Source organism: [Clostridium] innocuum, from assembly GCA_012317185.1.
In the GTDB taxonomy this organism is placed as follows: Bacteria; Bacillota_I; Bacilli_A; order Erysipelotrichales; family Erysipelotrichaceae; genus Clostridium_AQ; species Clostridium_AQ innocuum.
Map to the genome: position 1 here is coordinate 1326322 of CP048838.1, position 15302 is coordinate 1341623.

The following is a 15302-nucleotide window of genomic DNA, read 5'->3' on the forward strand; positions in this document are numbered from 1 at the left end:
CGTAGTAAAATTTAGATGACATAGGGCTTCCTCTATTACCTGGCAAGTTGCCATGTTGAAATGATGAGACACAGAAACGTGTGTTACCTGGCAAATTGCCAGGTAGTGAAATGAAGGAGATATTTATGAAGCTATTCATCAAATTGTTATTGGCATCCTTACTTACTCTTTCAATGACAGGCTGTACACAGCCTGTCGAAAGGGATGCGCAGAACCAGTCGATAAAAGACATCTCTAAGGTCCCTGCTTATTCCGGCACTCCATATGTAGAGCTGAACAACAATGTTCCGGCATTTTCTGATGAGGAAAAGTCTGAAACATCCTTTGAGAGGTACAGTGAACTGGATGAATTGGGACGATGTGGACCGGCGATAGCGAACATCGGAAAAGATCTGATGCCAAGAGAAAAAAGAGGCTCTATCGGTATGATCAAGCCCTCCGGATGGCACACTGTGCGATATGATGACCTGGTGGATGGGAAATATCTTTATAACCGCTGCCATCTGATCGGATTCCAGCTGTCCGGTGAAAATGCCAATGAAAGGAATCTGATAACCGGTACACGGTACATGAATGTGGAAGGCATGTTGCCATTTGAAGATATGGTCGCCGATTACGTTCAGGACACGAACAACCATGTATTGTATCAGGTCACACCGATATTTGAAGGCAAAAACCTCGTAGCTTCCGGTGTACAGATGGAAGCACAGTCAGTGGAAGACCATGGAAAAGGAATCGAATTCAATGTCTTCGTATACAATATTCAACCAGGCATCACGATCGACTATGCTACCGGAAATAGTCATTTGGAAAAAGCTTCAGGAAATGAAACAAATGATAAAGACTTCAAGATGGAGATACGTGGAAATAAGAAATCAAAGATCTATCACTGCCCCAATCAACAAGCATACGATGAGATGGAAGATTCCAAAAACCTGATCATATTCCATAGTGAGGAAAAAGCACAGGCAGCTGGGTATAGGAAAGCACAGCGATAGATAGAAAGAAGGAAGATGTAAAGAGTAGAAGAGATGTGCAGTTGCAACAGATGCGGGAGCAGCGGCTGGTAGAAACGACCAGCAAGATCTACGCATCGACCGTGGCAGAGGTATTATCCGAGGCAGGCTTACCAAAGGAAGACATCGAGTATGTGCTTTCTCAAGTCATGAACAAAGCGGAGGATCTTTCAAAAGGCTATATCGATGTAGATACGTATGTGGAATCAGTGGAAGAAAAAACAGGAATCACTTTAAAGTGACCTGATATAAAGTAGAAAAAGCAAGCAATATCAGCTACCTGGCAAGTTGCCGTGTAGGAGTAGACAGCGGAGAGACCGCATGGAGAAAAAATATATGAACGAAAACAAAAAAATGGTCGAACATGGACCGAAAGGTTTGAAACGGATACCGATCGGTATCTCAGATTATCGAAAATTGAAAACGGGAGATTATTATATCGTCGATAAATCCTTATTGATAAAAGAATTTTTGGATAGTGGCGCAGAAGTTACATTGGTGACCCGTCCTCGCCGATTTGGAAAAACATTGAATATGAGTATGATGGCAGAATTCTTCGACATCACGAAGGATTCAAAGGATATCTTCAAGGATACGGCGATCATGGATACAGAATATGTTCGTGAGATGAACCAATATCCTACAATCTTCCTGAGCTTTGCGGATGCGAAAAATAGCCAAACAAATGTCGTCATGCAGATAAAATCCCAGCTTTTGAAGGAGTATCAAAAGAACAAGCAGTTATTCAAAGAAATCGATATGTTTGAAAAACCCAGATTCGAATTGATTATGAAGGGACTTTCCAATCTACAGGACGGATCCCTGGAGACGGTGCCGAATGCAATCAGTTTTTTGACAGAAAAACTTCATCAGTATTACGCAAAAAGAGTTATGTTATTCATCGACGAATACGACATGCCATTTATAGAATCTCATATACATGGATTTTATAATAAAGTACATTCTTCTTTGTCAGTTATGTTAAGTAGTGCATTGAAAGATAATTCATATTTACAATATGCAATGTTGACGGGAATACAGCGGGTCGTGAAGGAGAATATCTTTTCCGGTTTGAATAACCCGGAGGTGCGTACAGTAAGTGATCCAGCATACTCCCAGCATTTTGGTTTTATGAAGGAAGAAGCAGAAGCTTTATTGAAGTATTATGGCTTAGAATGTTCTGAAGAAGTGAAGGCAATGTATGATGGCTATTATATCGGTGGAACTGAAATATATAATCCCTGGTCTATCATCAATTATGCGAAGAATCATAAACTGATTCCCTATTGGGTGAACGTAAGCTCTAATCAGCTTATAAAAAAAGCAATGGCGGAAATGAAGAAGGAACCAGGAGAGAACGGTAAAAGTAAGTCTGAGTTTGAAACCAAGTATGAAGAGCTGATAGAAAATAAGCAGGTGGAGACCGTCTTAGATCTTGAAAGATGTTTCTATGAAGAAGCGGATACCGCAAGTCTATGGGGGCTTTTCGTAAATGCCGGATATCTGACCATAAGACAAGAAAAATCGAGTACGTATTTGTTGGAGATTCCCAACAATGAAGTCGCAGAAGAGTTCCAAAGACTGACCTTGAATTATTTAAATAAAGACTATGACACGTTTACTATGATGATACGAGGTCTATATGATAAAGAACCAGGTGAATTCTTAAAAAACTATCAGAGCTTTCTTTTAGGTTCTACAAGTTATCATGATCTGATCAGCGAAAACAGTTATCACACCCTTCTGTTAGGGATGTGTGCCTGTCTGTATGCGGATTATGAGGTGAAGAGTAATCGAGAAGATGGAAAAGGCAGATATGATATCCTCCTGCAAAGCAAGACGGACAAGTATCCTTCCTATATCATCGAATTGAAGTATTTAAAGAAGGAAGAATATGATAAGCATCCAGAGCTGTTGAAGGAAAAATGTGAGGAAGCTTTACAACAGATTGAAACGAACCGTTATGATGTTACGCTGCATGGACAAGTCATCCATATCGCATTGGCACATAGTGGTAAAGATGTAGAGATGCTTTGGAAAAAAGCTTGATGGACGATGTTCCACGTAACATGGCAACTTGCCGGGTAAGCAGAGGATAGCGGCAGAACCGCACGGAGGAAGAGCGATGAATCTAAATGAAGCAGCATTATTATGTGGGATTCAGATGCGACCAGTACTTAAAAGTGACGAATTCGTAATCGAACGAAGTGAGGTAGAAAACCTAACGGAAGCGCTGGAACATTTGTTAGAGGAAGGCTATGTAAGATATGAAGATATCGACCAAGGAGCAGTAATAGATACATTAAACAGTATCCGACCGGAGTCAGTCTTTTTGAATATAGAGGCTCTCATAAGAGAACTCGGAGGTGTGCAGCTATTCTGCTATATACCTACAAAAAAAGGCTTAGAAGCAGTGACGGAATTTGAGCATCTAAGACAATATATGATCTATCCAGAGCTGCCCAAGGAAATGACGCTGGGAAAATACCAACATGACTACGAAAAAGAAGAAGAAAAATTTAAACGAGAATTTATAAAAAAATATTTTGCAAAGCTGAAGAAAAAATAAATCGATAAAAAAGTCTAAATGGGTGATAAGGAGGCAAAGAACATGAAGAAATTATTAAGTATCGCTGCGATGGCAGCTCTCGTATTGACAGGATGCAACAAGGATTTAAAAGTCACACCGACAGACAAGCTGACTGTGGAATATGGTGATAAACTCGACAACAACAAACTCTTTGACGCAAAAAAATCTGATAAAAATATCAAAGTAGATAAAGTACAGGATTTTAATGCAAAGAAAGTTGGAGATCAGACCTTGAAGGTCACATTTACGGATGGGGACAAGACTATCCAGAAAGATGTGAAGATCACAGTTAAAGATACGAAGAAACCTGAAATTGTACTGAAAAAGGATAAAGTCACAATCGCAGCTGGTGATAAGCTCGATCTGAAAGACAATGTAAAATCAGTAAAGGATCCCGTAGATGGTGTTTTGAAATACAGCGGTAAAGAAATAAAAAAATCTGGCTACTACATTGATAAAGGAAAATTAAACACAAAGAAAGCCGGAACTTATGAAGTCATTATAAAAGCATTTGATGCTAACGGAAACAAGACAGAGAAAAAATTCAAAGTCATCGTAAAGAAAAAAGAAGAGGCAAAAGCAACTACTGAAGGGCAGAAAGCTGAAACAGCCCCAAATAACAGTAATACAGGACAGCAATCACAGACATCCTCTTCATCTACAGGTAATCAAACTGCAGGAACGAGCGGAGGACAAGGAAGCAGCACTGCGAATACCGGAGGCTCCTCCGGTTCCAATGGAGCGCAGAATTCCTCTCCTTCACAGGCAAAGCCGTCAACACCTACTCCGGCACCTTCAGCTCCGCATATCACATATGATGGTAGAAAACAAGGTTTACCTATTTCTATGCAATCACCTATATTTGATGATCCAAGGGCTGCTGAAGCATGGGCCGATCAATTCTTTGGTACTCTGGATGAAAGTAGTCCATATTATAATTTAGGATATAGCTCTTGTTATATAGGTTACAGTGATGGAACTGAAAAATATTCAATATATTGGTATTAAAATCATTTAACAATAAGGAAGCGTAAATATCGCTTCTTTTTTGTTAATAGAAAATCAAGACGGACAGTTGTTCGTCTTTTTTATTGGAGGTGACTATATGAATTATTTCAAGGTGAGGTATGACTCGCAGCTGCGCGTAGCGTAAGGCGAATACAGGAAAAGGTTTCATGTATATCATTGTATGAGTAATGCCTATATAAAAAGTAAGTGTAAATTTATGGAGGAAAACAAGATGCGGAAGAAATTAAAAAGTATCGTCATGATATTCGCTTCGATCTTGCTATGTGGATCTAATATGTTGTCCACGGTAACGATCAAAGCCAATGTCACAAAGCTGGAAGATACCGGATACTGGCATAGTGGACAAGCGCACAATCCAGATAATCCTGCGCAAACTGCATGGTTCGATCATCAAAAGATTGAAAAGATCCATGTCGAACAAGGTGTCGGTGTATGCAGTGAGCCTTGGGAAGTAATCAATGGTTGGAGTGGATATTCAACATCTTATTCTGATAAAGAACATATCGCTAAAATTTGGTACTATGCTTATGTCAACACCAATCAATCGAAATGGAATTATGCTGTTGGCCAGCTGATGGTGTGGGAATATCTAGGATATAAACCTACGGATCATAATATCCCTAATTATGAAAAGCGAAAAGCTGAAGTCAATACAATGATTAAGAATATGAAAAAGCGTCCTAGCTTCAATGGGGAAACTGTTACCTTGAATGCTGGGGAAAGCATTACACTGACAGACACCAATAACGTCCTGCAGGATTTCAAAGGTAAAGAAAGTATTCCGAAAGGACTTAGTGTAAAACGAAGTGGAAATAAGTTAACGATTACCGCCAGCTCCAAAGCTAATGATAACAGTACATATAGTTTGGATAAGGTCAAGCCGGAAATGATTGGACAATCCATCGTCCATCGAAAACCAGGCGGACAAGATATTATCAAACCCATGCTCTTAGACCCAGGAACATTCAAACTAAAAATTCAGGTCAACAAGTATGGTGCACTAAAGATCACGAAACAGGATGAAGATGGGAATATGGTTCCTAATACTTCCTTCAAGGTATCTAAAAATGCCGATATGTCTTCCCCGATCGGAACCTACAAAACAGGCTCTGATGGTACTGTTACGGTAAATAATCTCGCACCTTCGACTTACTATATCCAGGAGAGCGCTGTACCGAATCATCTGATTCTGGACAAGACGATCCATACGGTAAGTGTATCTGCCAATAAGACGGCCTCTTTCACTGCTCGTAATGGTTGGAAGAAAGGGCGTGTCCAGATCCGTAAGGTCGATACGGATTCCAAGAAACAAGTCGCAGGTGCGACGTATGCGATCTTCAACCAACAAGGTCAGGAGCTTCAGCGCCTCGTTACGAAGGCATCCGGTTATTCTCTGTCCGGGTATCTGCGTGTCGGGCAGTATTATGTGCAAGAAGTCATTGCGCCAAAAGGATATACGCTCAATAAGACGAAATACCCTGTCACGATTTCCAATAATAACCAGACCATTACCGTGACAGGCACAGATAAAAGCCAGTCCGGCACATTGAAACTATCCAAGGCAGATAGTAAGACGAATAAAAAACCACAGGGAGACGCAACGCTACAGGGTGCTGTCTATGAGTTGCGGGCGAAGGAGAATATCCTGGATCCTGCTGACAGATCCGTAAAATACAAAAAAGGTGCGCTGGTCGCAACGCTGACCACGGATAAGAATGGTAATGCCACGAAAACAGGTCTCTATCTGGGAAAATACACCATGAAGGAGACGAAGGCCAGTCCGGGATACCGCCTGGACCCTAAGTCATATGATGTGACGATCAATCCTGCAGCACAAACGACCAGCGTCATCACAGTTTCTAAAAATGTCCTTGAAGATATCATCAAGTTGCGGATCCATAAGGTCCAGGAAGAGCCTAAGCTGAATATCCCGAATACGATCTTCACCTTCACAAAACCGAATGGAACTACCTCAGAAGTAAAAACAGATAAGAACGGCTCCATCCAGTTCGTCGGTCTTCGCCCGGGTGTCTATATATTGAAGGAAAAAGCTGTCATGGATGGCTATGATATCAATCGTACCGAAGTACGTTTTGAAGTGTTATCCGGTGGTGGCGTCAAGGTACTGACAGACCTGACGAATACAGGCATTACCTTCCAGAAGACAGATGCATTCGATGGCATCATGACCGTGCGTGATAAGGTATCTCCGTTCACGTTGAAGATCACGAAGCTCAACGACCACAAGCAGCTGCTGGACGGTGCGGAATTTACGCTATACAGCGATAAAGCGTGCACAAAGGTAGTCGCAAAGAGAACCTCATATAACGGTGTATTGAGCTTTGCCGGACTGAAGGATCGAACGAAGTATTACCTCAAAGAAACGAAAGCACCGGATGGATACCGTATCCCACTAGATCCGGATACGAAACAGCCTCATATCTATGAGATCGAGACTGTCTCTTCCCCGGTCAATGAGCTGTTCGAGTTATGGGTAGATGGTAAGAAATATACACCGAAAGATACGGTCACGACAGGTGCTATCCGCATCGAGGGTACGAAGAAAACAAGAGTCGTACATATGGAGATCGTGAATATGGTAGGTATCAAATTGCCGGAAACAGGCAGTGATCTCATGTTCCCGATGTTTATCATAGGCATGGGGTTGATGTTCTTAGGGAGAAAAAGCTTACGAGGAGGAGTTAGAGAATGAATAAAAAGAACGTAATGAAATATCTGGGGATCCCTGCTCTGGCGACAGGGATGCTGTTATCCGGTGCACTACCGGCATTGACCATCACTAGTCTGGTGATCCATGCAGCTCAGGAGATCACGACGCCGGGTGGCATCGTAGACCTGAAGAAAGGCGGTGCTGCCATCACCATCGAAGCGAATGAAGGACAATCGCTCATAGGAAAGAAGTTTCGTCTGTATCAGCTGTTCTCTGTAAAGAATGCAGCGCATCTGGAAAGTGTGAACTATACCTGGACACCTGCCTATAAGGATGTCCTGCAGAAGGTCATCGGAAAACGCTTGAACAAACCGGCAAAGGAAGTGACGGAATATGAAGCAGTCGACTACATCCAGTCTTTAAACAATCATAAGGTGGAAGGTGCTGTGACAGAACAGAAGTTGGAAGGAAGATACAGCGAATTCCGCTATTTCATCGAAGAGATCACTACAGAGTTGCGTACACAGAAGAAACAAGGGACCGATATCCATGTCACGGAGACGATGGATAACGGCAATATCCGTTTCGACGGTCTGGATTTCGGATACTACATCACCGATGAGATATCTGATAATGCAGGGACGCACTCCGCAAGCTCTCTGTGTATGGTAAATACGGCTAATCCGAATGCTGCTGTAAAGATCAAATCCGATTATCCTTCGATCACGAAGAAGATACAGGAGGATGACCACAAAGAAGAGATCGGCGCAGATGGATGGAACGATATCGGAGATTATGAGATCGGTCAGACCGTTCCGTATCGTTATGATACCGCTGTACCGGATATGAATGGATATCACAGCTATTACTTCGCTTTCCATGACAAGATGGATAAAGCACTGACCTTTGACCCGGATACCGTGAAGATCCAGATCATGGATGGAAAGAAGACCTATGATGTCGATCCCAGCGAATACAATATATTGGAAAATGTAGAAGGAACGACGTTCAAGATAGAGATCGAAGACCTGAAGAAGATCGTAGACCGCGAGTTCCCGGAAGGCATGAACAAAGACAAGGAGAACGTCTATGGACAGAAGATCGTCCTTCGCTATGATGCCAAGCTGAACGATGAGGCTGCCAAGGATACCGGAAGACCGGGCTTCGAGAACAGTGTGAAGCTGGAGTTCTCCAATGACCCGGATGCGGATGGTGTCGGAAAGACCGGAGAGACACCGTGGGATACGGTCGTGTGCTTCACCTATAAGCTGAACGTATCGAAGGTCAATGACCATGACGCACCGTTGAAGGACGCAAGATTCCGTCTGTACAGTGATGCGGACTGTACGAAGGAAGTATATCTGAAACGTACTCCTGACGGTTATAACGTGATCAACCGTGATTCTGTAGGCGGTAATGATCATGACGGTGGAACACAGCCGAAGGAAGCCGTCGAGATCGTCACACCTTTGGATGGCAATTTCACGATCTATGGTCTCGATCAGGGGGTGTATTACCTTTCGGAGGTAGAAGCACCGGATGGATATCGCCGTTTATTGGATCCGATCGTATTGACGGTAAGACCGACCTATACGAACGATAGAAACAGCTACGCAGCCGGCGAAGGCGCAACGGATAAGATCCTGCAGAAGCTGGAGGCAACTGCACATTTCAAAGAATTCTATGATGGTGCGACTACGGAAAAAGATAATAAACTGGAGACAGATGCGACGCAAGGTTCCATGAATCTAACGGTAGTAAACAAAGTAGGAAGCAAGCTGCCGGTCACAGGATCACAGCTGACGATCGTCATGGTCGCTCTTGGGGCAGGGCTGATGATCGCCGGTTATGGTATCCACAGAAAGAGAAGCCATGTGGATGATGGGAAATGAAGCGTGAAAAAAGATCCGGAAGACGATGGTGGAGCATAGCGATCATCCTTGTCGGCTTTCTGATCTGCAGCTATCCCATAGTGAGTGGTCTGTATCAGCGAAGTGTACAGTCCGATTCCCTGAAGACATATTCCAAAGCGCTGCGCCGCAATGAAGATCAGGTGGAAGGTCTGGTGAAGGCGGCAGATACCTATAACGATATGCTCTTTCAAACGCAGGGGAACTATATCCAAGGTATCAGTGACAAGTATCTGACAGAGAAGGCTTATGAAAAACAGTTGCGATTGAAGGACAGCGATGTCATGGCACGCATCGAGATACCGAAGATCAGTGTCGATCTTCCTATCTATCACGGTGTGAGTGAGAGCGTCCTGTCAAAAGGTGTGGGACATCTTCGATCCAGCAGTCTTCCTGTTGGTGGTGAGAGTACACATACGGCATTGAGCGGACATCGTGGTCTTCCATCATCAAAGCTATTTACCAGATTAGATGAATTGGAAAAAGGCGATCTCTTCTACATCGATGTACTCGGTAGGATGCTGGCCTATCGAATCTGCGATATCCAAACGACAGATCCACAGGATACCGATCTGTTGGAGATACAAGAAGGAAGAGACCTCGTGACGCTCATCACCTGTACACCATACGGAATCAATACGAAAAGGCTGCTCATAACAGGAGAACGAGTGGCTTATGAGAAACAGGAAAAGGAATCGATCCAAGAATCGATGATGTCGATAAGAGAGCTCCTCTTTACGGCAGCGCCCTTTGTGATCGTCACACTCCTGTTGGGAAAAGAGATCTATCATCATAGAATAAGGAGGTCAAAAGAACATGAAGAAGCGAAATAAGATAGTCTGCATCATGACATTATCGTTGTTGTCATTATGCTGCATCCGGCCGGTAAGCGCACAGGAAGCACTTCCCCAGCCTATGGATCTTTCTACACAGGAGAAAGGCAGTATCCATGTGGAACTGGAGGAAACACAAGACAAGTTATCCAGAGAAGGCGTCGGTCTTTCTCTGGCCTATGTCGCAACGATAAAGGAAGGGAGCTATCAGCTTACCGAGGACTATAGCTCTGCGAATGTGGAACTGAATGCCATCGAAACGGCAGAAGGACTGCAGGAAGCCGCAGATACGTTGCGGCCACTCGTGAAAGACGTGATACAGACGAAACAGACAAATGTGCAGGGTATCGTAGATTTCACAGATCTGGAGGTAGGTGTCTATCTGTTGTATGTGAGTGATCAGGCGGGCTATGAAACGATACAGCCGACACTGATCAGCGTACCGATGTGGGATGAGACCGTCAAACAGATGAACTACCATATCGAAGTATTCCCAAAACATGCGCCTTTACCAGCATTGCATGTGCGGAAAGTCGATTATTATGATCATAAGAGCATTTTAAAAGAAGCTGAATTTACTCTGTATTCTGATGCGGAGTGCACAGAAGTCATCAAAACAGAAAAGACAGATCCGAAGGATGGGGTCGCGTCATTCGATGGACTATTATATCAGACAGTATACATAAAGGAAACGAAGGCTCCTGCCGGTTATCAGCTATCTGATGAGGTCGTGAAGGTCACGATCGATGACGAATGGGTCAATGGTGACGATAAGCTTCGTACGATCGTCTATGCGGACAGACCACTTCCGGGTGGTGTTGTCAGCACAGGAGATCATACGAATATATGGTTATTAAGTATCGTAGCTGGTATTACTGGCGCAGCACTCATTTTTGTGGCTTATAAACGCAGAAAAGCAAATAAGGCTGAACAGTAGTCTGTCTTTGCCTAAGGGAGATGCAGTTATCTGCATTTCCCCTTTCATTTGAAGAAGAGGTGCATCATCATGGAGCGATCCTTATCGACATGAAGGACAGGAGGAGTACTGAAATGGTTGAAGACATACTTGACGGCTTTTACAAAAAAATTACTTTTCTCCGGATAGAGAACCGGAGTTGATGGAGGAGGTAAGAAATCTATTAAAAAATGACCACTATGCTTTGGATATCTTCGATAAGCTGATGAAGGGTTGCACAGTGGCCAGGAAGCAGTTAGAAGAAAGAAGAAAAGAAGTAGGTCTACCGCGTGGCAGCATTTCTGACGATATGCATCGACGCATTCCTGCTGTATCATGGCTTCATATGGGGAATTCCGGTAGTGGATATCATCTTGTGGGGGCTTCTATTATATCTGGTGAGGATCTATATCGGGAAGACACCGCTATCCAAAAGGATCCGCTTCCCTGTCTGTGATACCGGATATCATTACCTGAATGGCACATTGAGTGAATACGAGTTCGTACATACCTACGTACCGATCAAAAAAGGAGATTCCGTCTTTATTGAAAAAGATGGCGACCTTATAGAACTTACGGAGGAAGTAGGCAGAAATAAAAAGATAGACAAGATCGTATGCACCATGACGATGAAGTTCGTACGTGAATGGATGAGACCAAGACATACCAGGCCCCCTCTATGCTGGTTTGATAAGCGTTCCTATACGAAAGGGATGATGGAAGATGATGAGCATCTATGCATCCATATAGATCAAAAATATCATGGGATCATCAGTTCTGGGAATCCTTCCTACTAGCTATTTCATATCGGAATGCTTATGAAGATACCCGGAGGATCCCTTCGCTCGATGTCTCCTGGCACAGCAGTCAGGAGCTATCCGAAAATGAACGTCTTGCCCTGCATATCCGTCTATGCAGCGGCTCCATATCCGACACATCACGTGTCTTTTTTATTTACTGAAAGAAAGGAAACGATATACCTATGTTAAAGAAAAAAATAAGATTGACTCCCACTACTGCCGGTATCCTCATCGCATTTTATACAACGATGACCCCTATACTGGCCAAGCCAAAGCCGAATACGGAAGGAATCAAAAACGAAGCAAAGCCATGGTTGGATTCCGCAAGAGATATCGGGCTTTGGCTGATTCCTTTAACCGGTCTTGTAGCCTGCATCGTTCATACCGTTACTTGGATGACAAAAGATGAAGATGAAAAAAGTCAAAAACCTGTTTGGAAAATGCTGAAGAAGATCATTGGCTTTACCATTGGCGGAGAGATGTTGACAGTCCTATGGAAACTGTTGAGCTTGTAAGGAGCGACAAACATGGATCTAGTGATCGATGGTGTCCGTTGGGTCTTGTGGATACTCGTTAAAGGCAGCCTGTTCCTTATTGACAGCGTATATAACATCATAAGACCGATCCTCTCCTTTGATATCGGCGCAAATCCGACGGTATGGAAATGGTGGGAGATCCTGGTTGGATTCCTCTTTTTATTTACGCTTCTTCGGATCGTTTCCATGATGTTGAAAGCGACCATCGATGAGGAATATGCTTTAAAATTAAATGGTCTTCAAATATTCTACCGTACATTCGCTATCGCTTTCATCATAGCTATGACACCAGTAGTGATCAAAGAATTCACTGCTTTTACGAGTGTCGTGATGGATAACGTTGCAGATTCTTTTGTCGTAGAGAACAATTTCGCAAATACGAAGCCAAAAACAGATGATCCAGAAAAACAAAAGGTCATTGATAAATTGTATAAGGAATATGATGGGATGCCATCCCAAATCTTCATCAGTTCCGCCAGCAATGGGAAATATCCACCTTATCAAATGATTGATATCAATGCTACAGAAGGTGGTATGGATCACTGGTTCGACGGCGTTCCGATCGTAGGCGGATTCTTCAATATCACCTCGGCCCTGATCGGAGCTGATGGCGATTATATATTTTTTCCGGATACCACGATGCTGATCTTCCTGATCGTGGAAGGGGTATGTGGAGCTTATATGTTTCTGCTTATGGCGATACAGATATCACAGAGGATGATATCCATCGCAGTCAAGATCCTGGTATCTCCTTACCCGATATCCGGTATCATAAACCCGGATGATCGCAGTTTTGGTTTATGGGTCAAACTGATCAGTGCCGATCTGATCTCGAATGTCCTGCAGTATATCATCCTGTTGCTCGTTATGGCCATCACTTCCTCAAAAGCTGTACAGAATTTTGGAATCGTCGGCCAAGGGATCTTCTTCCTTGGCGGCATGCTTGCCGTCTTGATTGGACCCGGTCAGGTCGCTCAGCTCATCGGCGGTGACGGTATGGGCCTCTTTATGACGATGCAGGGGTTCCAGGCAATGTCCGCGCTGAAAGGTGTTACACAGGCTATCGGCCATAAAGGGATCGGGCTGGCCGGTGGAGCTGCAGCACTAGGTACATATGGAGCTGGCAGGATGGTAGGATTAAACTCACTTGGTAACTATTCTGGAAGAGGCGGTCCTGGTCCCAGTAATCCTATGTCTGGAATATATGATCCAGGTAGTGGTCCGGGCGGTGGCCCAGGTTCTGGAGGCGCAGGGAATATCCCACCAAAAGCTTTTTCCGAACCACATACGGAGAAGCAGGCACGTGCAGCGAAAAAGTATGGGGTCGACATCAGCGATATGAGCAAAGGGGATGCTTCCCTGGCTTTGGAAAAAGCCGGTATGGATAAAAGTTACTGGAAGGCTCCAAACCAAACGGGTGGTGGCGCATCCGGTACGATTGATAAGAGCAATCCGACATATGGCTTTGGTAATACTCCGTCATCCGTATCAACGGATGGAGCGTATGACAGCGCCATGGATGGCGGATCAGATATGGGACCGTCTGGAATGGAAGAGGATAGTGCAACTGCATCTATGGGCAATGATGGCAATATGCAAAACGTTGACAGCGCTGATGCCGGCGGTATCCGTTTGAGTCGTGACAATACACTCGCAAGACATGTTGGAGACTCAGCTTCCTTGGGCGCAAGGGCGGTCTCCAAGGTCGGAAAGGCTGCATATCTCTCCGCAGGGAATCGTCTCATGGGACAAAAGAATGTCGTTCGTGGAGGTCGGTATATAACGAAAAATACCCACGCGCAGAACCTCTCCAATATGCATGCAGGCATCAATGATCTGATACGCCCAAAACAGACCGATGTACTGTCTTCCATGAGTGCTGAAAAAAGAGATGTACAAGATATGAGAGAAATGGAGGATTTCAATAGATCATGAGATTTTATTCACCTAAAAATTTTAAGAAAGGAAGACATGTTGGTGGGATGTTTCGTTGGATAGACATTGCTGTTTTAGGAGTAGGTTCGCTGATCTTCATTCCAATGATGATCATCCTTTTGATGGGGGATAGTGTCAACATCCCCCTCCTCCTTATAGTAGCGCTCCTCTATGGGATCGTAGTCCTGCTCATTCAGTCATTCCCTCCTATCTATCACAATTTCATGATGTTCTTCTATCTACAATATCTATACATTACACGGCAGAAGAAATATATATGGGGAGGTATCGTAAAATATGAAGAAAAAGAAGAATAAAGAAAAAAAGGCAGAAAAGAAAGCCAAGAAGCAGGCAGAAAAACAGAAAAGATATTGTGCTACGGCATTGGAATGGTCAAATATCGAAATGATCGATGGAAATGCGATCTACATAAGAGACGGCAACATGCAGGAACGGGTCATTGGTCTTAAGGTCATCCCCAGAAACATCTTTATCGATACGAGCTATGTGCAGGCACGCGTCGTGAATAATCTGCGTATCATCTTCAACAAGGTACGCTTCCCCATCTACTGGCAATATGTATTCGTACCGGTACAGATCGACGATCATGTCTCGATACTGCTGCGAGAGGAGGCGCAGGAAGAAGACCCTCGTATCCGTGCGATGATCCGCAATGATTTTGAGAAGGTCACCTGGTTTCAGGATACGCATCGGGAACTGGAATTCTTCCTGATGCTACGGGATAAGGATGAAGGAACGTTGATGAAGAATTTTGATGAACTGGTCGCTGAGCTTCAGTATGCCGGATTTCGGACTAAAGATCTGAATATGCATGATCTCTATGATTATGTTGCTTATATGTATGAGAATCCGCTGATCAACGATTATTACTTCTCACGTGGCATCTTCAGCTGTCTGGCGGACACCAGTGAAGATATCTTTGCAACAGAAGATACCTATCACGAGCCGGATTTTGATTATGATGACTACTACAAGCTTCAGAAAGAAGAAAAAGGAGCGTGAACTT

Annotated in this window: 14 protein-coding genes; all 14 read left to right on the forward strand. The window is 43.7% G+C overall.

Annotated features, from left to right (window positions below; all coding sequences use genetic code 11):
- The first annotated feature begins 125 nt into the window (after nucleotides 1–125).
- The 14 genes from G4D54_06465 (at nucleotide 126) to G4D54_06530 (ending at nucleotide 15298) form a co-directional block, all read left to right on the forward strand.
- Nucleotides 126–998, forward strand: a complete 873-nt coding sequence (locus G4D54_06465) for a hypothetical protein (protein ID QJA02090.1) — start codon at nucleotides 126–128, stop codon at nucleotides 996–998.
- Between the two features lie 50 nt (nucleotides 999–1048).
- Nucleotides 1049–1258 carry a hypothetical protein gene (locus G4D54_06470; GenBank protein QJA05162.1) on the forward strand — a complete coding sequence of 70 codons (210 nt, stop codon included), beginning with the start codon at nucleotides 1049–1051 and terminating at the stop codon, nucleotides 1256–1258.
- Nucleotides 1259–1337: 79 nt separating this feature from the next.
- A complete protein-coding gene (locus G4D54_06475; GenBank protein ID QJA02091.1) occupies nucleotides 1338–3065 on the forward strand; it encodes an AAA family ATPase in 1728 nt (575 codons plus the stop codon).
- 76 nt (nucleotides 3066–3141) lie between these two features.
- Nucleotides 3142–3585: a hypothetical protein gene (locus G4D54_06480; GenBank protein QJA02092.1), complete on the forward strand. Its 444-nt coding sequence runs from the start codon at nucleotides 3142–3144 to the stop codon at nucleotides 3583–3585.
- Between the two features lie 42 nt (nucleotides 3586–3627).
- Complete coding sequence (locus G4D54_06485) at nucleotides 3628–4614, forward strand: flagellar biosynthesis protein FlgM (GenBank protein QJA02093.1); 987 nt, start codon at nucleotides 3628–3630, stop codon at nucleotides 4612–4614.
- Between the two features lie 232 nt (nucleotides 4615–4846).
- Nucleotides 4847–7348, forward strand: a complete 2502-nt coding sequence (locus G4D54_06490) for a hypothetical protein (GenBank protein QJA02094.1) — start codon at nucleotides 4847–4849, stop codon at nucleotides 7346–7348.
- Complete coding sequence (locus G4D54_06495) at nucleotides 7345–9198, forward strand: isopeptide-forming domain-containing fimbrial protein (protein ID QJA02095.1); 1854 nt, start codon at nucleotides 7345–7347, stop codon at nucleotides 9196–9198. Before G4D54_06490 ends, G4D54_06495 begins: the two co-directional genes overlap by 4 nt.
- Nucleotides 9195–10049: a class C sortase gene (locus tag G4D54_06500; protein QJA02096.1), complete on the forward strand. Its 855-nt coding sequence runs from the start codon at nucleotides 9195–9197 to the stop codon at nucleotides 10047–10049. The genes G4D54_06495 and G4D54_06500 overlap by 4 nt, the downstream gene beginning before the upstream one ends.
- Nucleotides 10033–10986: an LPXTG cell wall anchor domain-containing protein gene (locus G4D54_06505; protein ID QJA02097.1), complete on the forward strand. Its 954-nt coding sequence runs from the start codon at nucleotides 10033–10035 to the stop codon at nucleotides 10984–10986. The genes G4D54_06500 and G4D54_06505 overlap by 17 nt, the downstream gene beginning before the upstream one ends.
- Before the next feature lie 308 nt (nucleotides 10987–11294).
- Complete coding sequence (locus G4D54_06510) at nucleotides 11295–11801, forward strand: hypothetical protein (protein ID QJA02098.1); 507 nt, start codon at nucleotides 11295–11297, stop codon at nucleotides 11799–11801.
- Nucleotides 11802–11986: 185 nt separating this feature from the next.
- The gene (locus G4D54_06515; GenBank protein ID QJA02099.1) at nucleotides 11987–12319 is read left to right on the forward strand and encodes a hypothetical protein; all 333 of its coding nucleotides are present in this window, start codon (nucleotides 11987–11989) and stop codon (nucleotides 12317–12319) included.
- Between the two features lie 12 nt (nucleotides 12320–12331).
- The gene (locus tag G4D54_06520; GenBank protein ID QJA02100.1) at nucleotides 12332–14275 is read left to right on the forward strand and encodes a hypothetical protein; all 1944 of its coding nucleotides are present in this window, start codon (nucleotides 12332–12334) and stop codon (nucleotides 14273–14275) included.
- Nucleotides 14272–14592 carry a hypothetical protein gene (locus G4D54_06525; protein QJA02101.1) on the forward strand — a complete coding sequence of 107 codons (321 nt, stop codon included), beginning with the start codon at nucleotides 14272–14274 and terminating at the stop codon, nucleotides 14590–14592. Before G4D54_06520 ends, G4D54_06525 begins: the two co-directional genes overlap by 4 nt.
- The gene (locus G4D54_06530) at nucleotides 14573–15298 is read left to right on the forward strand and encodes a hypothetical protein (GenBank protein ID QJA02102.1); all 726 of its coding nucleotides are present in this window, start codon (nucleotides 14573–14575) and stop codon (nucleotides 15296–15298) included. The genes G4D54_06525 and G4D54_06530 overlap by 20 nt, the downstream gene beginning before the upstream one ends.
- The last annotated feature ends 4 nt before the right edge of the window (nucleotides 15299–15302 follow it).